Here is a 22,049-nt window from a genome sequence, read left to right as displayed (position 1 = left end):
TGATAAATGGAAAGCTACCGGGCATGAAAAGAAATCCCCGAAAAATGATTTCGGGGAAATCTCAGTAGCTAATTTAAAATCTGGTCTAAAAGGTTCTACCTTTCCGGTTTACTTATATTAATGGTCGCAGTAGTTGGCTGTAAAACTGATGCTTCCGTTCAGAAAACCTTCTGTTAACTCGTTGGCCGTTAATTTGGGCGCTCCAACAAACACGTTTACATCGTTGTATTTAAAAATCTCGATGGCTTTTTGTCCCATTCCTCCGGCAAGTACATCGGTTACTCCCTGTTGTGCCAGCCATTTGGGAAGCAGGCCCGGCTCGTGAGGAGGAGGCGTTACTATTTTTTCGGAAATAATTTTATGATCTTCCACGGTCAGTAACGAAAAGTAATGACAGTGTCCGAAATGCCCGTCCAGTACGCTGTTTTCGTCAACGGGTATGGCAACTTTCTTCTTCATTCTGTTAATTTTTATTGATTCTGTCTATAATGTCTTGAACACTTAATCCTTCATCTTCCAGAATCACCATCTGTATTTTAAACTTTTCGAGCATGGTTCTGGCTTTAGGCCCGAAGTCTCCCGAGATAACTTGATTGGCGCCCAGTTCGGCTGCCATTTCCGATGTTTTTGTTCCGGCACCACCGTTTACATTTTTAAAGCTGTTTTCGATGAAATTGGTCGAGTTGGATTCACGGTCGTACACGCAAAACCATCCGGCACGACCAAACCTGGGATCAAAAACGGATTGTAAGTTATTCCCGGTAGATGTGATAATTGTTTTCATTGTTGTTTCTGTACTTTGTTATTTGTAAAAGTCTGAAACAAAGATAGTGTAAAAAATAATAAATAACATATGTGCATAATAAAATTTGAATGTCACGCTGTTTTTTTGAGATGGAGGGACTCGGGATCCCCTGGGAATGCTGTATCTGCTGATTTTTGAATCAATACAAAAAAAGAAGGTTGATGAAACAAATCACCAACCTTCTGCTTGTCAAAAAAATCAAATGCAATTACTGAATTCCCGCTTTTTTCAAAAAATATTCAAGCGGGCAGAACTTTGTGAACGACGACTGAAACAGGTTCAGCCCCACAAAAGCGGCCAGTCCTAACCAGTAAATATGAACAAAAATGGCCAGGAGCAGGCTTGTCAAAACAAAAATTCCGGCTACTCCGCGTATAATTCTCTCCCTCATAATTTTATTCTTTTTAAACATATTTTTCTACGTTCATAATGTAAGCGTTTATTGGGCTGATGGCCTCGAACGAATCGTTAAATTCCTTTACCATCCGAAGCAATTCGTTGGCCCTGTCTTCTTCCAGAAATGTGAAAGATATGATGTAGCGGTAAGGACGTCTTGCGGATCCAAACCAGTTTGCAATTTCCCGTTTTCCTTCCACATCTTTCATGAAGCCTTCCACCTCGGTTTCGCTGTACGAGTTAATGTGAAGCTGCTCTAAAATGTGAGCCAGGTTGTGGTGATGTGCTTCCACACATTGAATCATTACAAATTTCATAGTCCTCTATTCGTTATGGTTATTGGTATTTTCTTCTTCAATCATATTTGCCGCTTCCTGTTTCTGGTATTTTTTCTTTTCAGTCATGTAGTAGATGAGCGGAACAATTACAAGTGTCAAGAAAGTAGACGCGATGCTACCACCCATCAGCGAAATGGCTAGCCCCTGGAAAATAGGGTCGAACAGAATAACTACGGCGCCAATTACCACGGTTCCTGCGGTGAGTAGAATAGGGGTGGTACGCACCGCTCCGGCTTCGATTACTGCTTCTTTCAGCGGAATTCCTTCGGCCAGTCGCAGGTTGATAAAGTCGATGAGCAATATGGCATTTCGGACCATAATGCCCGCGAGCGCAATTAACCCGATCATGGATGTTGCGGTGAAAAAAGCACCCATCATCCAGTGGCCTACCAGGATACCAACCAGCGATAGCGGAATGGAAATCATCATGACAAACGGCACCTTAAAGTTTTGGAACCAGCCAATGATCAGCATGTAAATAACCAGCAGTACCACCGCAAAGGCTGTTCCAAGGTCGCGGAAAACTTCGTAGGTAATTTGCCATTCGCCGTCCCATTTCAGGCTGTAATTTTCCTGGGTGAAAGGTTGCTGCGTATATTCTTCGCTAAGCAAATATCCTTCGGGCACCTGAATATCTTTCAGTTTTTCCGACATGTTAAGGATTGCATAAACAGGGCTTTCTAGACTTCCGGCCACATCGGCGGTTACGTAAACCACACGGCGTTGATTTTTCCGGTAGATGCTTTTGTCCTGCAGACCTTGTTCTATTTCCACCACATCGCCCAGCGAAACCATTTGTCCGCTTTGGCTCATGATGTTGATGTTTTTCAACTCGTTCAGCCCCGAACGGTCTTTTTCGCCCAAGCGCAGTTTAATTCCGGTTTGCTCGTATTCCTGTTCCTGGTAAAGCTGAGCTACTTCCTGTCCGCCCAATGCCATTGCCAGGCTTTGTGTAACCTGTTGCGTAGTCAGACCATGCAAAGCAGCCTTTTCTTTCAGTACATCAAATTTGTACTCCACCTGGTCGTCTTCAGGATACCAGTCAATGTCCACCACATCCTCCGTTTCAGCAAACAAGGCTTTCACCTGGCGGGCAATTTCTGTCTGCGCATCCAGGTCGGGACCGTACACTTCGGCTACCAGTGTTGATAATACCGGAGGTCCGGGCGGAACTTCCACCACTTTAACATTGGCATTGTATTTCTTCCCAATTTCCTGCAAGCCCGGACGCATAGCCTTGGCAATGTCGTGACTTTGCAGACTGCGGTTGCCTTTATCAGTAAGGTTTACCTGGATGTCGGCAACGTTGGATCCCTGGCGCAGGTCGTAGTGGCGTACCAAACCGTTAAAGTTCATCGGCGAAGCGGTTCCCACGTAGGTTTGGTAGTTCAGCACATTGTTTTGCTGAGCAATGTAGGCTGCCAGTTCTTTTGTAACAACGGCGGTGCGCTCCAGCGTAGTTCCTTCGGGCATGTCAACGATCACCTGGAACTCATTTTTGTTATCAAACGGAAGCATTTTTACGGCCACCATTTTGAAGTATACCAGAGTCATCGATCCGAACAAGAGTACGGTAACACCAATAATAAATCCCCAGCGTTTGAAAGGAGACTCCAGCATCGGATTGATGGTTTTCTTATACAGTTTGTAGATAACTGAATCCTCCATCCGGAATTCCTTTTCCGTTTTTTTGTTGTCGTGTTTCAGCAGGCGGTAAGCCAGGTATGGAGTGATGGTCAGTGCTACCAACAACGAGAAGATCATTGCGATGGAAGCGCCAATCGGCATCGGGCTCATGTAAGGCCCCATTAATCCGCTCACAAAAACCATGGGCAATACCGCAGCAATTACGGTGAATGTCGCCAGAATGGTTGGGTTACCAACTTCGTCTATCGAGCGCAACGCCGCTTGTATAAAGGGCAACTTTTTCATTTTAAAGTGCCGGTGCATATTTTCGGCAATAATGATGGAGTCGTCCACAACAATTCCTGTCACAAATACGAGCGCGAATAAAGTGATCCTGTTCAGTGTATAGTCCAGAAAATAATAGCTGAACATAGTTAAGGCGAAGGTGATAGGTACCGAAAGGAACACCACCAGTCCACCGCGCCAGCCCATGGCCAGCATTACTACTATGGTTACCGAGATGATGGCACCAAATAAGTGCATCAGCAGTTCGGATACTTTGTGCGAGGCAGTTTCCCCGTAATTACGAGTTACAGTTACCTGTACATCTTCTGGTATAAGGTCTTTTTTCAGAACGTCCAGCTTTTGCAAAATTTCGTCAGAAACGCGCATGGCATCAGCGCCGCGGCGTTTGGCAACCGAGATAGTTACGGCCGGGTATTCCCCCGGATGATCAGCTTTCTGCTGGTCCATTTGTGCATAGCCAAATTCTACATACTGGATTGGTTCTTGTGGTCCGTCAATAATTTCGGCCACCTGTTTCAGGTAAACCGGATGATTGTTGAAAACGCCCACAACAAGGTTTTCAACATCTTCTGATGATTTCAGGAAATCACCGGCTTCCACCAGGTATTCTGTATCGTTTTTGCTAAAAGAACCGGCTTGAAACTGACTGTTTGCCAGCTGAATTTGCTGGGCAATCATCAGTGCATCCACATGGGCGGCAGCCATTTTCTCGCTGTCCAATACCACGCGAATTTCGCGCGAACGGCCTCCAATCACTTTGGTCTCCGAAACATCGGTGACCTGCTCAATTTCGTTGTTTAGTTCCTGGGCTATTCTTTTGAGTTGGTAATCGTCATAATTCTCACTCCACAAAGTCAGGCCAAGCACCGGTACGTCGTCAATCGAGCGGGTTTTTACGAGCGGTAACGAAGTTCCCGCCGGCATCTGGTCCATGTGCTTCATAATCTCGTTGTACATTTTTACCAGCGAGCGTTCAATGTCTTCGCCCACATAAAACTGTACGATCAACATGGCCTGGCCCGGCATCGAAGTCGAATACACATACTCAACTCCCGGTATATTGGCTACTACTTTTTCGAGCGGTTGCATTACCCGCGATTCAATTTCCGTGGGGCTTGCGCCCGGATAGCGGAAAAAAATGTCGGCAATAGGTACGTCAATCTGAGGTTCTTCCTCCCTCGGTGTAAGGTACGAGCTGTAGATTCCGATGACCAGGAAAGCGACCATCAGAAGCGGTGTCAGCTTCGAATTTATAAATGCTTTGGCTATTCCGCCTGCAAATCCTGTCTTCATTTTTCTACTTATTTGTTTTCAACAATTGCTCCGTCGTATAATTTACCCTCGCCCGACAGAATGTATTTTTCTCCATCGCTAAGTCCCGAAAGAACATCAATGGAATCGTTGTATGTTTTTCCGGTGCGGATCCAGCGCAACACCGAGTTGTTGTTGGCGCCTACTGTATAAAGTCCGGTTAGTTGTCCACGTTTAACCAAACTGCTCTGGGGAACGCGGATCATTTTTTCGGTTCCTTTTGCATGCAGAACAGTTGCGTACATTCCGCTATACAGATCGATGGATTTTACAGCATCAGCATCCAACAGAATTTTTGCTTCAAACTGGCTGCCGGTATTGGCAGATGAAGGGTTGATCTCGGAAATAGCTCCTGCCACTTCGGTGCCGGGTGATGCTGTAAATTGCACTTTTACCGGATCGTTTAATTTTACGTTGGCAATTTCCAGCTCCGGAATGCGCGCATAAACTTTCCATTGCGAAGGGCTTTCCATGCTTAGCAAAGGCATTCCCGGGTTGGCCATGTCGCCTTCGTTGACAAATTTGCCGGTAATAGTTCCGTTGTAAGGCGCTCTTATAGCGGTATAACGAATGTTTTCTTCTACTTCACGTTCCATTTGCTCCACTGCCGAAAGACGTGCTTTGGCCATTTGGAAATGGGTACGCATATCGTCCAGTTCTTTGTCCGAAGCGCTGTTGGCAGCGTGTAAGGCTTCAAAACGTTTCAGGTCTTTTTGGGCACTTTCGTAAGCGGTAGTTGCTTCTACTTTACTGGCTTCTACCTGTGCTTTTTTTGCCAGAATATCCTGGTTTCGGATCTGGATCAGCAGGTCGCCTTTGCTTACTTTTTGGCCTGGTTTTGCGTAAATTGCTGTAATCTGTCCCATCATCCGGGTGCTCAGGTTACTTTGCTTGTCAGCTTCCAGTTTTCCTGAAAAACTGTTCTCCATCGGAAATTCTTCCAGTTTAGCTGTCGCTACTTTCACCTGAATTTTCTCCGGATTGCTGATTGTTGCGGTGTTTTCCTTTTTACCACACGCGACAACAAATAATCCCATCGCGGCAAGGGCGATGAAAAGGTTCTTATTAATTGATTTTACTTGCATTTTATAAGGCTTTTATTGATTAATATCTTTTTCCATGAGCAGTTCCATTTCGAAAATGGCCTGTCTGTAGTTATAAATAGATTGTATGTATTCCAGTTCTTTTCCGGAGGCCAGGGCTTCCGACATCAGCAGGTCAGCTGTTTTCTCCAGTCCCTGTTCAAAACGGTTGGTGCGTATCCGGAGTGATTCCTGTGCCTGTTCTTTGGCCAGTTTACTTGACTGAATACGACTGTAGTTAAGGTTTACGTTTCTGATGGCATTGTTTACCTGTACCTGGCTTTGAGACAGGTAATCCTGATAGCTAAAACGTGCTTCGTCCAGTTGGGATTTGGCCTGCTGCACGGCACCGGTATTTTTATATCCATTAAATAATTTCCAGCTGAGTGACGCGCCAAGCATGTAATTATTGGCGGAGGTTCCCAGCAGTTTGTCGTCGTTCCATTCTACCGCACCAAAGGCATTTACACGCGGAACAAACTTCATTTTGTTGCTGCGGACCATGTTTTCTCCTGCTTCAATTTGTTTTTGAAAGGCCAGGAGGTCGGAGCGGTTTTCCAAATTATAATCCGGTTGAGTGGCCAGCATTTGCGTAGGCGCCTGAACCAGTGAATCGGTTGTGGTAATTTGTTCGTTCAGTTCCAGCCCCAACAAATGAGCCAGAAAATCGTGGGCTGCTTCGCGCTGATTCTGAGCTTCCAAAAGTTGGTTTTTGCGCTCTTCGTAGCGAACCGAAGCTTCCAGTACATCGGCGTGTTTGGCAAATCCCTGCTCTTCGTTGTTTTTGGTTAGGCGAAGCGCTTCTTCTGCTACTTTAACAGAACGCTCCAGCACATTCACCGAAGATTCAGCCAGTTCCAGCATAAAATAGGCACGCTTTACTTCGTATTCAATGTTTTTGCGCACCCGTGTAGCCTGGTAAGTCATGGCTTCGAATTGCTTTTTTGCAGCTTTTCGTGCGTAAATTCCATCGAGGTTAAGCAGTGGCTGCTGAATTTCGATTTTTGTTCCGAAATTTTCATTGCTTCCCGGATCGTTTAGGCGGGCCGGATCAAAATCGGCTTGCTGAACGATCTCCTGTTTTAATTTGAATCCAAACGAAGAAAGAGGATCGTTGGTAGTAACACCGGTATGACTGGCTTCAATTCCGGGTAAAAAAACAGAATTGGTCATTCGGTACGATGCTTTTGCGGTGTTTATTCGCGCTTCTGCACTTTTAATGTTCAGATTGTTTTCTGCTGCCAGATTCAACGCTTCATCCAGACTTAGCTGCCTGGTTTGGGCATTGTTTAAGAAAGGTATGGCAAGAAAAAGAATCAGTACTTTGGTAAATCGATCTTTAAACATATGCAAATGGTTTTATTTCTAATTTTGGGCACAAATATATGCTATAAAATACAAATATCTATATAAATAGATATATGAGTATTTTATGGGGTATATCCTGTATCTATGAGGTGTGATTTTTGGTTGTTATTTGGGGGTGAATACCTGATCCGGATACAGAATACCAGATTCTGCAAACAGGGGTAGGGGGCTGTGTTACTGTGATGCCGTTTGGCTGTTCCTGTACTCAGTGTTTATTCCTGAATACTTCATTTATACCTTTATTTCGCGCGGATTGCACTGATTACCACAAATTTTATTACCCCAATGGATGAAATCATTTTCTGCGTAAATCTGCGTTCTCTGTGTGCCGTTAAATTCGGCTTGCAGAATTGAGGTATTATTCTGAATACTCAAAACTGTTTACGGTTTCAAACTGCCAGATTTCCTGAATTTGTGTCAGTGGCATCTTGTAAGGAGAATACTCACGGTTGGATGAAACCAGCAAGAAATGGCTTTGTTTCTGTTGTTTGTACACCAACTTAAAAATAATGCCGTCGTCTTTTGTAACAATAATGCAGGCTTTGCCATCTTTTATTCCGGTCCAGTCTTCAACAAACGAGCAGGTTACCCACGCACCTTCTTTTATGGGCAACATCGAGTCGCCTTTGATCTGGAAACTACGGTAGGTGCGGTTTTGTGGCAGAAATGGAAGTTTAAACTTGGGGAGGGAAGCAATAAAATCAAGATCGCCGTAGCTGTTGGTGTAACCGGCATGTGCTTTTATGGGCACCATCTCAATGTTTTCTTCGCCTTTGCTATCCACCGAAATAGTGAGTAGCCTGAGCTTGTTTCCGGTTATGTCCACGTCAAAACCCTTTTCAATTTGCGAAAGCTGAAACTCGGAAAGTGCTTCCAACCGATACTTGATCAGGGCATCCAGCGAAATGTTGAAATACTCCGAGATGCGGATCAATACCTTAAAAGGTGGTTGTACATTTTTCTCGTAGCCCGACAAGGTGGTGCGGGTCAGTTCGAGTTCGGCTGCCAGATCCATCTGCGATTTCCTTCGCCGGATCCGTAGAAATTTTAAATTGTCTGCAAAATACATGATTTTAGTTTGAAGTTAGAAGCGGGAAGTCTTATATCCTCGGATTACAGTCATTTTATTTTGTTTTTAAATGCAATCATCATGTTCATCAAATTGAATGCAAATCCGTAATGATTTTTAAATAATTCCTCCGTAATGTATTTTCTGCGTTTTGCTTTGTGCAAACATGTCACCACTTCAGCAAGTGAACGGATGGCATAATTCATAAATCTTTTAAATTCTTGAGAGGATTGTTCAATAGAACCTTCAGAGATGTTCAAGGCAATGGAATCAGCTGCTCGTCTGATTTGAGAAGAGAGATTATAAAGTTCTGTTTGCGGAAAGAGTATGCTATTGCATTAATCTCTTCTGCAAAGTCCATTGCTTTTTGCCAGATGATCAGGTTTTCAAATTTAAATTCCATTTTATATGTTTTTTTTAATTAAACTTTCTGGTTCTTCCATCTTCGTGCTTCAAACTTCCCACTCCTATCTTCCAACTTTTTTCAGCATAAAGATAAAAATAATGACTAAATTATAGTCGGAATATTGACGATAATATCGACATTTTGAACAGAAATATTGTACATATTGATCTGGACACCTTTTTTGTGTCGTGTGAACGGCTGATGAACCCGGAGCTAAAAGGGAAGCCGGTGTTGGTTGGAGGCACCAGCGGACGCGGGGTAGTAGCTGCCTGTAGTTACGAAGCCCGCGAATACGGAGTGCATTCGGCCATGCCTATGCGAATGGCACAGCAACTTTGTCCGCATGCAATTGTGGTAAGAGGGAACAGCTCCATTTACAGCAAGTTCTCGGATACGATTACTGAGATGATCAGCGAACAGGCACCACTGTACGAAAAATCTTCCATCGACGAGTTTTACATTGATGTAACGGGAATGGACAAGTTTTACGGTAGTTACAAATGGGCACAGGAACTGCGCGACCGGATCATTAAAGAAACACATTTGCCTATTTCGTTTGGCCTTTCGACCAACAAAACCGTATCGAAAGTGGCTACCAACGAAGTAAAGCCCAACAACCATGTGAAGATTGAAGAAGGGAAGGAGAAGAGTTTTTTGGCGCCGCTGGTGGTAAAGAAAATACCGATGGTAGGCGATCAAACCTACAAAATGCTGCTAAGTATGGGCATTAAGTACGTGAAGACGATTCAGGAAATGCCCGTTGAGCTGATGGAGAAAGTGATGGGTAAAAATGGAGTTGCGCTTTGGAAAAAGGCACAAGGGATTGATAACTCGCTGGTGGAGCCTTACAGCGAGCGAAAATCCATCTCGTCGTCGCTTACTTTCGAGAAAGATACGATTGACGTAGTGGCCCTGAAAAACCTGTTATTGTCGATGACCGAGAAGCTGGCATTTCAGTTGCGAAACAGCAACAAACTTACTTCGTGTGTAACCGTAACCGTACGTTACTCTGATTTTGATACACGTACCCGACAAAAGCGGATTTATTACACTTCGCTCGATCATACCTTGATTGAAACAGTGATGGAGCTTTTTGATCAGCTTTATAGCCGGCGGGTTTTGGTGCGTTTGGTGGGGGTCCGGTTTAGCCATTTAATTGGCGGGAGTTACCAGATGCGGTTGTTTGAGGACAATACCAAACTGATCCGCCTGTATCAGCAAATGGATAAAATGCGCAACCGTTTTGGACAGGATGCCATTTTTCGGGCATCTACACTTGGCATCCGCGGAGTTGGGCAGGCGATAAATCCTTTTAACGGGCTGTCGCCGGGTGTACCCGCACACCGGAGGATGTAAAAACCTCCTAGATCCCCCAAGGGAAACTTTATTGTACAGAATAACGAATGATGATTAACGATTTAAGATTGATGAAGGAAAAGAAGAAAAGTCTCAGTATCCAGTCTCAGTTTTCAGTGTTTCTGGGTTTGATGTTTTTAAGCTAAAAGCTAGCAACTATAGGTGCGAAGCTCATTTAAGCATTCTCGTATTAAAGCATTAACGCATTTTTATGTTACTAAATTGCCATACATATTTCAGTTACAAGTACGGAACGATTTCGATTGACGCACTTATCCAGGAAGCCATTGAGAAAGGTTACCGCTCGCTGGTACTTACTGATATAAATAATACTTCGGCGGCCATCGATTTTATCCGGCTTTGTACCGCCAAGGATATCAAGCCGGTAGTCGGCATCGATTTCCGGAACGGTGCACAGCAAAAATACGTGGGGATTGCCCGCAACAACGATGGCTTCCGTGCGATGAACGAGCATCTAATCTGTCATCTGCATTCAGGGAAAAAGATTCCCGACCGGGCGCCGGAGATCGGTAATGCGTATTTTATTTACCCCATCGGGGCGGTTCATCCTACGGATTTAAAAGAAAATGAATTTATCGGGGTGCGGCCTTCGCAGGTTAACCGTGTGTTTGGCGACCTTCGGAAATACCCGGAAAAACTGGTGGTACTCCAGTCGGTAACTTTCCGGAATAAACGCGATTTTAATGTACATCGCTTGCTGCGTGCCATCGATAACAATACCCTGTTAAGCCTTCTGTCCAAAAGCGAGGAGGCCAGCCCCGATGAGATTATGTGGCCGCGGCAGGATATTTACGAGCAATTCCGCGATTTTCCGCAACTGATTCAAAATACCCTAAGGCTTATCGATAGCTGTTGCATCGAATTCACGTTTAAAAAATCAAAAAATAAAAAGTGTTTTATGAGCTCGCCTGCCGAGGATTTTATTCTGTTGCGAAAAATGGCGTGGGAAGGTATCGGCTATCGTTTCGGCGAGCCTTCGCCCAAAGTAGTCGAGCGAATGGAAAAAGAGCTGTCTATTATCAAGCAGATGGATTTTGCCGCTTATTTTCTGATCAACTGGGACCTGGTTCAGTGCGCACGCAGTCAGGGCTGTTACTACGTGGGGCGGGGAAGTGGTGCCAACAGTATGATCGCTTATTTGCTTCGTATTACCGATGTCGATCCTGTTGAACTCGATCTGTATTTTGAACGTTTTATCAACCCTTCGCGAAAAAGCCCACCCGATTTTGATATCGATTTTGCTTCGCGCGACCGCGATCATATTACGCGCTATATTTTCGATCGTTATGGCTGGGATCGCGTGGCTTTGGTCGGAACTTACATCACCTTTCAATACAAATCGATGGTGCGTGAACTGGGGAAAGTTTTTGGCCTGCCTGCCCTCGAAATAGAAAAGCTACAAGCGGTAAAAGATTTTCAGGAGCTGGATGACATTGGCCGGCTGGTGCTGAAATACAGCAAACTCATTCACGGGTTTCCGTCGCACCTGAGTGTTCATTCCAGCGGAATCTTGATTTCAGAAGAACCGATAAGCGCTTATACCGCCACCATTATGCCGCCCAAAGGTTTTCCAACGGTTCATTTTAGTATGATTGAAGCGGAAGACCTGGGCTTCGCCAAATTTGATATTCTCGGTCAGCGCGGACTCAGTAAAATTGAAGATGCAATCAGCATCATCCGCGAAAACAAGGGCGACGAAATTGATATCCATGATTTACCCGCTTTCAAGAAAGATGAACAGGTAAAAGAGCTACTGAAACACGGAAATACCATTGGTTGTTTTTACGTGGAGTCTCCGGCTATGCGAATGTTATTGACCAAGCTCGAAGCCGACGATTACCTGCGGCTGGTGGCTGCCAGTTCGATCATTCGCCCGGGGGTGGCGCAAAGCGGAATGATGCGCGAATATATTTTGCGTTACCGCGACCGGAGCCGTTGTGTGGCAGCCCGAAATGAAGCACCCGAATTGTACCACCTGCTCGAAGAAACCTACGGGGTAATGGTGTACCAGGAAGATGTGATCAAAGTAGCCCACCTGTTTGCCGGGTTAACATTGGCCGAGTCCGATATTTTACGGCGGGGAATGTCGTGGAAATTCAAGCAGCGCAACGAATTCGGAAAGGTGCACGATAAGTTTTTCTCCAATTGTGCCGAAAAAGGGTACGACCGTGGTTTGGTACAACGGGTTTGGACACAGATAGAGAGTTTTGCCAATTATGCATTTTCCAAAGGGCACTCGGCTTCGTATGCCGTGGAAAGTTATCAGGCACTGTTTCTGAAAGCTTATTATCCGCTCGAATACCTGGTGGCCACCATTAATAACGGTGGTGGTTTTTACCGGACCGAATTGTATGTGCACGAAGCGCGCATGAACGGAGGCAAGATCTTTCCGCCTTGCGTGAATCGCAGCAATGAAGAAACGGTGATCGGCGGAAAAGTGATCTTTCTCGGGCTGGGCTTTTTGAAGAGCCTTGAAGCAACTACTATCGATGCTGTTTTAACAGAACGCCGGCGAAGCGGTTATTTCCGAAGTTTGCAGGATTTCTTATTGCGTGTGCCGGTTTCGCTCGAGCAAGTCAGTATTCTGATTCGTGTGGGTGCTTTTAACTTTACCGGAAAATCAAAAAAAGAACTGCTTTGGAATGCGCATTTCATCCTCTCCAAATCAAAAAAAACGGCGCCCGAACGAACCCTTTTCCAACAGGAGGTAAAGGAGTTTACCATTCCCGATCTTTACTACCATCCGCTGGAAGATGCATACGATGAAATTGAATTGTTGGGATTTCCGGTTACGCGTTCGCCTTTTGGTTTATTGGAAGAGCTAAAACTTCCGCAGACAGTGGCGGCTGATTTAACGGGGCTGATTGGACAACATGTGTCGATTGTCGGAAGCTTGGTCAATGTGAAATACACACGCTCCGGCAATGGCAAAAGCATGACTTTTGGTGTTTTTATCGATTTTGAAGGCCACTGGATCGATACGGTTCAGTTTCCGACTGTGGCTGAAAAATATCCTTTCAGAGGCGGTGGTTGTTACTTCATTAAAGGAAAAGTGATGGAAGAATTTGGCTTTATCAGCATCGAAACAACAGAGCTGTACCGTTTGCCCAATGAAAACATGGAAGAGCCGTCAACGCGTTTGAAAGTACCCAAAACAATGGCGTTGCGAGGGAAAACTGAGGAAATATTAAACGGTTGGATTTTGAGACATTAAAAAGGAATTGAACCAATTTTTTATTGTCATTTACTCGAAGCAAAGTACATAGGTACTTTTTATAAAAATACATCCTCAACGAGACCAAACATAACTTTTTGCATTCGTTGATACATGTCGCGTTTTTCTTCAGAAACATCGTCTTCAGTCAACGAAAGAAAAGATAGTACAGGATAAGGAACTTCTAGAACCTTACTTATTCTTTCCAGCACGTCAATGGTGGGGTTTCTGTCATCGTTTTCTAATTGTGATAGATAAGTCTGAGAAATACCGCATTGTTTCGCAAAATCTATTTGCCTAATGTTTTTTTCTTTTCTCAATCTCCTTATGGTCGGTCCTAATTTCATAATTCTAGGGAGGGAAAAGCCACGCCCTAAATATGGTGGCAATTGTCCCAATTATTTCAGTATTAAACTTTACTTTTTTAAAATCACTCTTTTTAAGGTTTTCTTCCAGATAGCTAATGGAGCGGTCTAATTCTTTTTTATTTTTTTCTGGTATTGAATCTCCAATTTTAAGTTCAACAAGTAACCGATATATATCTAATGTTTCTTCTCTCGTCATTGTGTTTAATTAAAGATGTTGTTATAGAATTGATAACATGTTTGGAAATCAAAACAACCTCTTTTTTGAGAGAGAAAACAATATCAAAATATTCAAATAGAACTTCTTTTAAGTGAGTTTGGATTGATATTAAGTGTAATGATTTAAAGTTAGAAATTAGATCATTTTTTATTGATCTGATAGCATTCCTAATGTATAAATCAGCTATTATTTTTTCCTGAATATCAGCTTCATAATTGCTCAAAATGTAAGATGGATCTGGTACTTTTGAAAGCCATTCTTGTCTAAAGCTTGGAAAAAATAAACTTAAAATAGCCTTAATAAGAAATAATACAAATGGCTCCTGTTCCATAAGAAACAGAGAATATTTGTCTGGATAATGGAAATGACGAACTGGTTCTACTTTGTTGAGAACCTCATACCATGAGTTATACTCTCTGTTGCTAGTTTCTATATCGGTATCTCCATTAAACTGAATAGCCAAATTAAATCCCGCAGCAGATGTTTTAGATAAATCATCATTCTTTTCAAGCCTCTTTATGGCTGCCTGGATTTCTTCATCTGAAAAATAAATTTTTTGTTCAAGAACAGAATCAAGATTCAATGATTGTTGAAATCTGCGTTCTTGAGAACTAGCTGACTTAAAAAGCTTGCTTAACTTTTTAATATTAGTTTGTTTTTCTGCAAAAACAATATTGTCAAACCGATCCAATAAACTAATTCCTTTAAGTTCAATTTTAAAACTCATGTTTCAAATGTAATACATTAAGGAGTGAGTTGCAATATTTGTTGATAAATATATTAACTATTGTTAATATTAGTAGATTGGTGATTAGGGCTTAAAATAGATGTTACCTTAGCCCTCAATCAGAATAGTTAACGGCTAAAGCATTTTAATCTGAAATATTCTCAAATCATCGGGCTAAAGCCACGGTGCAAAATAATAAACTTTTAATCTTTCTGATTTCCAAATGACCAATGGCAACTAAATACTGAAAATTAATCCTCTTCCTGCTCAACCGCTTTCGGTTTCTCGCCGGCGGCATACCTTCTGATTTTGATATTCAGGTAGGCAAACAACATGGTCATAAACGGGCTGATGATATTAAAAAAAGCATAGGGTGCGTAAGCCCAGGTGTCCACACCCAGCACCCTCGACTGCGTTGCCCCACAGGTATTCCACGGGATAAGCACGGAAGTTACGGTCCCGCTGTCTTCCAGGGTGCGGCTCAGTACTTCGGGCTTCAGTCCTTTTTCTTCAAATGTTTTTCGGTACATGCGGCCCGGTACCACAATGGCAATGTACTGGTCGGAGGCAGTGGTGTTGAAAAACAAACAGGTGCCCACCGTTGAAGCCACCAGGCTGCCCGTACTTTGTGCATATTTTACAATGGGCTGGGTAATTCGTTTCAGCAATCCGGCCGATTCCATTACGCCGCCAAAAATCATGGCCGACAGGATCAGCCAAACCGTATCGAGCATTCCGCTCATTCCCGATGTACTCAGCAAATCGTTTACGTTTTCATCGGGGGTGGTAAGACTAATGTCGCCAAACATGGCCTGCATAACGGAATAATAAGAGGCAGTCGCATAATTTTCAAGGTGTCCGGCCACTTCTTCGATTATATGCGGCTGAAAAATAACGGCAAAAACACCCCCCAGCAAGGTTCCTATAAAAAGCGAAGGCAGCGGTGGCACTTTCAAAATAATGACACCGAGTAAGACTACCGGAACAGCAAAAAGCAGGGGAGAAGTATTGAAGGTTCCGGCAATGGCTGTTTTTACATTTTCCACATCTACCACAGCCGTTGAAAAATCGTAGCGAAATCCGATCACCAGAAAAATGATCAGGGTAATGATCAGGGTGGGAACAGTAGTAAACATCATGTAACGAATATGAGTAAAAAGATCCGTTCCGGCCATGGCAGGTGCCAGGTTGGTGGTATCGCTCAGCGGGCTCATTTTATCGCCAAAATAGGCCCCGCTGACAATGGCTCCGGCCACAATCGCTTCGTTTATCCCGATGGCTTGCCCGATTCCCAACAGTGCCACGCCAATGGTGGCAATCGTTGACCAGGAGCTTCCGGTGGCCACGCTCACAATCGAGCTTACCACAACGGCCGTAAACAGAAACAGCTTGGGGCTGATCAGATCAAGTCCGTAGTAAATCATGGCGGGAACAACACCGCTGATCAGCCAGGTCCCGGCCAGCGAACCAATCAGTAAAAGAATCAAAATAGAGGGCATGGCAGATCCGATGGTTGAAACAATCTTCGCGCTGATTTCGCCCCATCCGTACCCCAGTTTAGTGGCTACCAAGCCGGCCACCGCAGCAGCAAGCATCAGTGCAATCTGGTTGGCACCGGCCAGCGTGTCTTCAAATAAAATCACATTCAGGGTAAGCAGAAAAATCAGGATGAGAATTGGCAGCAATGCCAGCAGAAGTGTTGCTTCTTTTTTGACCATAATTGTATGTCGAAAATTTTAGGATAAGGCAAAATAATACTTTTGAATTTAAAAGTGTCAAAAAATGCGGACTGTTTCCTGCAAATTATAAAAAGATGTTGCTGTTTTAAATTCAGCCTGCATTTTTAATATTGGATAATTAAATAGTCTTATTTTCGTTTGTTTATAATTAAGTGCGTTTTTATGAGGGGAATTTACGTCCGGACATTTGCTGTTATTGTATTGATTTTTAGTGTGAACGCTGCTTTTGCTCAGCGAAGTAGCGGTTTGGCTGTTGAAGGTAAAATATCGGTTGAAGATGGCTCGCCCGAAGGAGCCATTATTCAGATGCACCGCGACGGCCTGCGTTTGGATAATTACGGAGTTGGAGCCGATGGGCACTACAAAGTGGAGTTGGAATACAACCACAAGTACGAGTTGGTTTTTGAACATGCGGGGCATTTCTCGCAAAAAATAGCGGTTGAAACGGCTGTTCCGAAAAATGTTTTGGATACCGATCCGCGTTTTCCTCCCTTTCCGGTTGATATTACATTGTTTACCGAAATCCCCGGAATAGATGCTTCTTTTTCGGAAAACAATATTCTGAAAATCTTTTACAGTCCGAGTGTCGACAATTTCGTTAAGGAGCTGTATTACAACGATGCCCAGATAAAAAAACTGATTGAGCAGGCTGTTTTGCAGGCACAAATTGTGGATAAACGGGCCGATTACATGTCGAAACTTACCCGCGCCGAACTGGCTGAGTTGCGTCAGGAATACAACAAATTACTGGAGCAGGCCGGAAAAGAATATTCAAATGAAGAGTTTCTGAATGCGCTTGACGGGTACAAAGCAGCCAGCAAAATTTTCCCGAAGGAACAGTTTCCGAAAGACCGCATCAATGAAATCAACGATCTTCTGGGCCTGATTATGGCCGCCGAAGAGCTGGATAAAGCTATGCTCGAGCGTTTCAATAAATTGGTACAGGAAGGCGATCTGGCTTTTTCGCAGCGTAATTACCCCGATGCAAAAAATTCGTACAGCCGCGCACTTTCCATCAAGCCGTTTGATGAATACGTAAACGATCAGATCAAGAAAATAACGACACTTCAGAAACAGCAGCTGCTGGATCAGGAATACCAGGAGTTGATTGCCAACGGAGACCAATCGATTAAAGAATTACTTTACAACGAAGCGCTGGGCTTGTTCCAAAAGGCTTTGGAGATAAGACCCAATGAGCAATACCCAAAAAACAAGATCAATGAGATAAACGGCTTGATCGCCAACCAGGCGAAAGATGCCGAGAAGCAAAAGAACTACAAAGACGCCATGATGGAAGGGGAGCGTCAGTTCTCGAAGCAGTTTTACGACCGCGCGCTTACCCAGTTTGAAAATGCACTGGGATACAAACCGGGCGATTTGGAAGCCACCCGCAGGATTGAAGATACGCGGAAAATTATGCAGGGCATCCTGAATCAAATGACTTTTGACCGCCTGATTGTAGAAGGTGACAAAGCCTACAAAAAGGAAGATTATGCAAGCGCGCTTTCGAATTATGAAGAGGCTTTGACGCTGGTTCCCGATGAACCTCGTACCAAAAAACGGGTGGAAGAGATTCGTCAGATTCTTTACACCAAACAAAGCATTGATAGTTACCTGACGCAGGCCGATAAAAAGTTTGATGAACAGAAATATCCTGACTCAAAAGCGCTTTATGAGAAAGCGTTGGAGCTGGATGCAAAAAATGAACACGCCCGTAACCGGATTGCCGAAATCAATCAGATTGTGGCCGGAATGGAGGTGGATGCGCGTTACGCACAGGTGCTGGCTTCGGCTGATGATCAGTTTGCCAAGAAAAATTACGAGAGTGCACGAAATGGATACAACGAAGCGTTGGGCATAAAACCGAAGGAAGATTATCCGAAACAAAAACTGACGGAGATTGCAACTCTTCTGGCGGCCATTGCCAAAACCAATGCCGATTACCAGAACGCTGTGGCTAAGGCCGACCGGTTGTTCCAGCAAAAACAGTATCCGGATGCCCGGACAGCTTTTGCAGATGCCGGAAAAATAAAACCCGAAGAAACTTATCCGCCCGAAATGATCGGCAAAATTGACGGCTTGGTTGCCGAACAGCAACGCCTGGCACAAGAGGCCGCTGAAGCGGAAGCAGCAAGACTAGCCGCCATTCAGGCAGAGAAGGATAAAAACTACGCCGATGCGATTGCCAAAGCCGATAACCTGTTCAACGAGAAAAATTATGATAACTCAAGAACTGAATATCGTGCGGCATTGAATATTAAGCCCGAAGAGACTTATCCGCAACAACGGATCGATGAGATCGGCAATATTCTGGCACAACTTTCAGCTGCACAGAAAGCCTATGAAGATGCGGTAGCGAAAGGCGACCGTGAATTCAAAAACGAAGGTTGGGAAGCCGCGATTGCTGCCTACAACGATGCCAAAAAAGCCAAGGCTGATGAAACGTATCCGGATGAGCAGCTGGCAAAAATTGATTCGATTGTAAGCACCCGCGAACGTCTGGCAAAAGAAGCTGCTGAAGCCGAAGCTGCCCGTCTGGCTGCGATTCAGGCAGAGAAGGATAAAAACTACGCCGATGCGATTGCCAAAGCAGATAACCTGTTCAACGAGAAAAACTACGATAATTCGCGGACGGAGTACCGTGCGGCACTGGAAATAAAACCGGAAGAAGCTTATCCACAGCAACGGATCGCCGAAATCGGCAACCTTCTGGCGCAACTTTCAGCGGCTCAAAAAGCCTATGAAGATGCAGTGGCGAAAGGCGACCGCGAATTCAAAAACGAAGGTTGGGAAGCTGCAATTGCTGCCTACAACGAAGCGAAGCAAGCCAAGGCCGACGAAACGTATCCGGATGAACAGCTGGCGAAGATTGATTCGATTGTAAGCACCCGCGAACGTCTGGCAAAAGAAGCTGCTGAAGCGGAAGCCGCAAGACTGGCTGCGATTCAGGCTGAAAAAGATAAAAACTACGCAGATGCGATTGCCAAAGCAGATAACCTGTTCAACGAGAAAAATTACAATAACTCAAGAACGGAGTACCGTGCAGCGTTAGATATTAAACCGGAAGAAGCTTATCCGCAACAACGGATCGACGAGATTGGCAACCTTCTGGCTCAACTTTCGGCTGCGCAAAAAGCGTATGAAGATGCAGTGGCGAAAGGCGACCGTGAATTCAAAAACGAAGGTTGGGAAGCCGCGATTGCTGCCTACAACGAAGCGAAGAAAGCCAAGGCTGATGAAACTTACCCGGATGAGCAGCTGGCGAAGATTGATTCGATTGTAACAACCCGCGAACGTTTGGCAAAAGAAGCTGCCGAAGCGGAAGCCGCAAGACTGGCTGCGATTCAGGCAGAAAAGGATAAAAACTACGCCGATGCAATTGCCCGTGCTGATAACTTGTTTAACGAAAAGAACTACGATAATTCACGGACCGAATACCGTGCTGCACTGGAAATAAAACCGGAAGAAGCTTATCCGCAACAACGGATCGATGAGATCGGCAACATTCTGGCGCAACTTTCAGCGGCTCAGAAAGCCTATGAAGATGCGGTAGCGAAAGGCGACCGTGAATTCAAAAACGAAGGTTGGGAAGCTGCCATTGCTGCTTACAACGAGGCGAAGCAAGCCAAGGCCGACGAAGCTTACCCGGATGAACAGCTGGCAAAAATTGATTCGATTGTAAGCACCCGCGAACGTCTGGCAAAAGAAGCTGCCGAGGCCGAAGCCGCCCGTCTGGCTGCTATTCAGGCTGAAAAGGATAAAAACTACGCCGATGCGATTGCCAAAGCAGATAATCTGTTCAACGAGAAAAATTACGATAACTCGCGGACGGAGTACCGTGCGGCATTGAATATTAAGCCGGAAGAAGCTTATCCTCAACAACGGATTGATGAGATCGGGAATATTCTGGCGCAACTTTCAGCGGCTCAAAAGGCTTATGAAGATGCGGTAACGAAAGGCGACCGTGAATTCAAAAACGAAGGTTGGGAAGCTGCGATTGCTGCCTACAATGAAGCGAAGAAAGCCAAGGCTGATGAAACTTACCCGGATGAGCAACTGGCGAAAATTGATTCGATTGTAAGCACCCGCGAACGTTTGGCAAAAGAAGCTGCCGAAGCGGAAGCCGCAAGACTGGCTGCGATTCAGGCTGAAAAAGATAAAAACTACGCCGATGCGATTGCCAAAGCTGATAACCTTTTCAATGAAAAGAATTACGATAATTCGCGGACTGAGTACCGTGCTGCACTGGGTATCAAGCCGGATGAAAGCTATCCTCAACAACGGATCGACGAGATCGGTAACCTTCTGGCGCAACTTTCAGCGGCACAGAAAGCCTATGAAGATGCAGTGGCAAAAGGCGACCGCGAATTTAAAAACGAAGGTTGGGAAGCTGCCATTGCTGCTTACAACGAGGCGAAGCAAGCCAAGGCCGGCGAAACGTATCCGGATGAACAGCTGGCGAAAATTGATTCGATTGTAACAACCCGCGAACGTTTGGCAAAAGAAGCCGCTGAAGCCGAAGCCGCAAGACTGGCAGCTATTCAGGCTGAAAAGGATAAGAATTATGCCGATGCGATTGCCAAAGCTGATAACTTGTTCAACGAAAAGAATTACGATAACTCAAGAACAGAATACCGTGCAGCACTGGATATTAAACCGGAAGAAGCTTATCCGCAACAACGGATCGACGAGATTGGCAATATTTTGAAAGAACTGGCCGATGCGAAAGCAGCTCAGGAAGCGCTTGATAAACAATATGCGACGCTGATCCAGCAAGGTGACCGGATGTTCGCGGCCAACAGCTTTACACCGGCTAAAGAACATTACCAGAAAGCTTCTGATCTGAAACCGGAAGAGGTCTATCCGAAAGATAAGATAGTGGAAATTGACCGGATTCTGGAACAGCGCGCGCAGGATGAAAAGTACCGTAACATAATTGTGGTGGCCGATGGATTTTTCCGCACGCAGAAGTATACTGATGCAAGAGTTCAGTACGAAATTGCATTGGGTGTAAAACCTGATGAAGAATATCCGAAGTCGCAGATCAGAAGGATAGATGAACTGCTGGCACAGGCCGAAGCGCGTAAACAGGCAGAGGCCAACGCGGCTGCCGATGTGGATCGCCGCCGGACGAACATTGCCAAGATGCAGGAAGAGCTCGACGAACAAAAGATCCTGGCAGAATCGGGCGTAAATGCCCTGTACGATCAATTGATTCAAAAGGCTGATGCCTTCTTTGACGATACGCAGTACAATGTGTCGCGTGCCTGGTATTTCAAAGCGCTCGACCTGAAGCCGGAAGAGGCTTACCCGCAACAGCGAATCGATGAAATCAATCGTTTGTTAAACGGAATGATGACCAGTCAGCGCGACCGCGAATACCAGCGTTTTATCGACTTGGCCGACAACAATTTCAGGGATGCTGAACTGGCCGTTGCGCGTGGATGGTACAACCAGGCACTGAGCCAGAAGCCAAACGAAAAATACCCGAAAGACCAGTTGGCAGAAATTGAACGACTGGTTCAGGAACGTTTACAGGGAAGATCGGCTGACCGGGTGATTCAACTCAATGCTGCCGCGAAAAAGGCTTTTGATGAAGGAAACATGAACGTGGCGCGTTTCTGGTACAAAAAAGCACTGGAGCTTGATCCTGAAAACCAGGAAGCCCGTGATGGCTTAAATGCAACCAGAAATTAGTCA

At 44.8% G+C, this 22,049-nt stretch carries 16 protein-coding genes; 3 read left to right on the top strand and 13 right to left on the bottom strand.

What is annotated here, in order from left to right:
• Window positions 1-117: 117 nt before the first annotated feature.
• The 10 genes from INQ51_RS21410 to INQ51_RS21370 all read right to left on the bottom strand — a co-directional run bounded on the left by INQ51_RS21410 (window position 118) and on the right by INQ51_RS21370 (window position 8,704).
• A complete protein-coding gene (locus INQ51_RS21410; protein ID WP_233380029.1) occupies window positions 118-459 on the bottom strand; it encodes a NifB/NifX family molybdenum-iron cluster-binding protein in 342 nt (113 codons plus the stop codon).
• A 4-nt stretch (window positions 460-463) separates the two neighbouring features.
• The gene (locus INQ51_RS21405; RefSeq protein ID WP_233380028.1) at window positions 464-784 is read right to left on the bottom strand and encodes a NifB/NifX family molybdenum-iron cluster-binding protein; all 321 of its coding nucleotides are present in this window, start codon (window positions 782-784) and stop codon (window positions 464-466) included.
• A 229-nt stretch (window positions 785-1,013) separates the two neighbouring features.
• The gene (locus INQ51_RS21400; protein ID WP_233380027.1) at window positions 1,014-1,196 is read right to left on the bottom strand and encodes a DUF2892 domain-containing protein; all 183 of its coding nucleotides are present in this window, start codon (window positions 1,194-1,196) and stop codon (window positions 1,014-1,016) included.
• A 13-nt stretch (window positions 1,197-1,209) separates the two neighbouring features.
• Entirely contained in the window at window positions 1,210-1,518 is a 309-nt protein-coding gene (locus tag INQ51_RS21395) for a hypothetical protein (RefSeq protein ID WP_119438356.1), read from the bottom strand.
• A gap of 6 nt (window positions 1,519-1,524) precedes the next feature.
• A complete protein-coding gene (locus INQ51_RS21390) occupies window positions 1,525-4,764 on the bottom strand; it encodes an efflux RND transporter permease subunit (RefSeq protein ID WP_233380026.1) in 3,240 nt (1,079 codons plus the stop codon).
• An 8-nt stretch (window positions 4,765-4,772) separates the two neighbouring features.
• Window positions 4,773-5,867 carry an efflux RND transporter periplasmic adaptor subunit gene (locus INQ51_RS21385; protein WP_233380025.1) on the bottom strand — a complete coding sequence of 365 codons (1,095 nt, stop codon included), beginning with the start codon at window positions 5,865-5,867 and terminating at the stop codon, window positions 4,773-4,775.
• Window positions 5,868-5,879: 12 nt separating this feature from the next.
• The gene (locus tag INQ51_RS21380) at window positions 5,880-7,211 is read right to left on the bottom strand and encodes a TolC family protein (protein ID WP_233380024.1); all 1,332 of its coding nucleotides are present in this window, start codon (window positions 7,209-7,211) and stop codon (window positions 5,880-5,882) included.
• 379 nt (window positions 7,212-7,590) lie between these two features.
• The gene (locus INQ51_RS21375; protein ID WP_233380023.1) at window positions 7,591-8,301 is read right to left on the bottom strand and encodes an XRE family transcriptional regulator; all 711 of its coding nucleotides are present in this window, start codon (window positions 8,299-8,301) and stop codon (window positions 7,591-7,593) included.
• Between the two features lie 50 nt (window positions 8,302-8,351).
• The gene (locus INQ51_RS22775; protein ID WP_410796565.1) at window positions 8,352-8,567 is read right to left on the bottom strand and encodes a four helix bundle protein; all 216 of its coding nucleotides are present in this window, start codon (window positions 8,565-8,567) and stop codon (window positions 8,352-8,354) included.
• Window positions 8,558-8,704 carry a four helix bundle protein gene (locus INQ51_RS21370; RefSeq protein ID WP_233380022.1) on the bottom strand — a complete coding sequence of 49 codons (147 nt, stop codon included), beginning with the start codon at window positions 8,702-8,704 and terminating at the stop codon, window positions 8,558-8,560. Before INQ51_RS21370 ends, INQ51_RS22775 begins: the two co-directional genes overlap by 10 nt.
• A gap of 144 nt (window positions 8,705-8,848) precedes the next feature.
• Here INQ51_RS21370 and dinB point away from each other — a divergent pair, with 144 nt between their 5' ends.
• The gene (dinB, locus tag INQ51_RS21365; RefSeq protein ID WP_233380021.1) at window positions 8,849-10,063 is read left to right on the top strand and encodes a DNA polymerase IV; all 1,215 of its coding nucleotides are present in this window, start codon (window positions 8,849-8,851) and stop codon (window positions 10,061-10,063) included.
• A gap of 211 nt (window positions 10,064-10,274) precedes the next feature.
• Complete coding sequence (locus tag INQ51_RS21360; RefSeq protein WP_233380020.1) at window positions 10,275-13,298, top strand: DNA polymerase III subunit alpha; 3,024 nt, start codon at window positions 10,275-10,277, stop codon at window positions 13,296-13,298.
• Between the two features lie 59 nt (window positions 13,299-13,357).
• Here INQ51_RS21360 and INQ51_RS21355 read toward each other — a convergent pair whose 3' ends face one another.
• The 3 genes from INQ51_RS21355 to nhaC form a co-directional block, all read right to left on the bottom strand.
• Complete coding sequence (locus INQ51_RS21355; RefSeq protein WP_233380019.1) at window positions 13,358-13,696, bottom strand: helix-turn-helix domain-containing protein; 339 nt, start codon at window positions 13,694-13,696, stop codon at window positions 13,358-13,360.
• Window positions 13,697-13,818: 122 nt separating this feature from the next.
• Window positions 13,819-14,610, bottom strand: a complete 792-nt coding sequence (locus tag INQ51_RS21350; protein ID WP_233380018.1) for a hypothetical protein — start codon at window positions 14,608-14,610, stop codon at window positions 13,819-13,821.
• A gap of 251 nt (window positions 14,611-14,861) precedes the next feature.
• Entirely contained in the window at window positions 14,862-16,328 is a 1,467-nt protein-coding gene (nhaC, locus tag INQ51_RS21345) for a Na+/H+ antiporter NhaC (protein ID WP_233380017.1), read from the bottom strand.
• A gap of 183 nt (window positions 16,329-16,511) precedes the next feature.
• On the opposite strand from nhaC, the gene INQ51_RS21340 reads away from it, so the two are divergent.
• Window positions 16,512-22,046: a hypothetical protein gene (locus tag INQ51_RS21340; RefSeq protein WP_233380016.1), complete on the top strand. Its 5,535-nt coding sequence runs from the start codon at window positions 16,512-16,514 to the stop codon at window positions 22,044-22,046.
• The last annotated feature ends 3 nt before the right edge of the window (window positions 22,047-22,049 follow it).

It is taken from the genome of Maribellus sp. CM-23, assembly GCF_021354595.1.
Lineage (GTDB): Bacteria > Bacteroidota > Bacteroidia > Bacteroidales > Prolixibacteraceae > Draconibacterium.
The sequence above is the reverse complement of the archived record's forward strand: the minus strand, read 5'-3'. Positions and strand labels throughout refer to the sequence as shown.

Coding starts and splice junctions, on each gene's coding strand:
- INQ51_RS21410 (WP_233380029.1), bottom strand. CDS start 459: ATGAAGAAGAAAGTTGCCATACCCGTTGACGAAAACAGCGTACTGGAC.
- INQ51_RS21385 (WP_233380025.1), bottom strand. CDS start 5,867: ATGCAAGTAAAATCAATTAATAAGAACCTTTTCATCGCCCTTGCCGCG.
- INQ51_RS21340 (WP_233380016.1), top strand. CDS start 16,512: ATGAGGGGAATTTACGTCCGGACATTTGCTGTTATTGTATTGATTTTT.
- INQ51_RS21350 (WP_233380018.1), bottom strand. CDS start 14,610: ATGAGTTTTAAAATTGAACTTAAAGGAATTAGTTTATTGGATCGGTTT.
- INQ51_RS21405 (WP_233380028.1), bottom strand. CDS start 784: ATGAAAACAATTATCACATCTACCGGGAATAACTTACAATCCGTTTTT.
- INQ51_RS21380 (WP_233380024.1), bottom strand. CDS start 7,211: ATGTTTAAAGATCGATTTACCAAAGTACTGATTCTTTTTCTTGCCATA.
- INQ51_RS21375 (WP_233380023.1), bottom strand. CDS start 8,301: ATGTATTTTGCAGACAATTTAAAATTTCTACGGATCCGGCGAAGGAAA.
- INQ51_RS21390 (WP_233380026.1), bottom strand. CDS start 4,764: ATGAAGACAGGATTTGCAGGCGGAATAGCCAAAGCATTTATAAATTCG.
- INQ51_RS21400 (WP_233380027.1), bottom strand. CDS start 1,196: ATGAGGGAGAGAATTATACGCGGAGTAGCCGGAATTTTTGTTTTGACA.
- INQ51_RS21370 (WP_233380022.1), bottom strand. CDS start 8,704: ATGGAATTTAAATTTGAAAACCTGATCATCTGGCAAAAAGCAATGGAC.
- INQ51_RS21360 (WP_233380020.1), top strand. CDS start 10,275: ATGTTACTAAATTGCCATACATATTTCAGTTACAAGTACGGAACGATT.
- nhaC (WP_233380017.1), bottom strand. CDS start 16,328: ATGGTCAAAAAAGAAGCAACACTTCTGCTGGCATTGCTGCCAATTCTC.
- INQ51_RS21395 (WP_119438356.1), bottom strand. CDS start 1,518: ATGAAATTTGTAATGATTCAATGTGTGGAAGCACATCACCACAACCTG.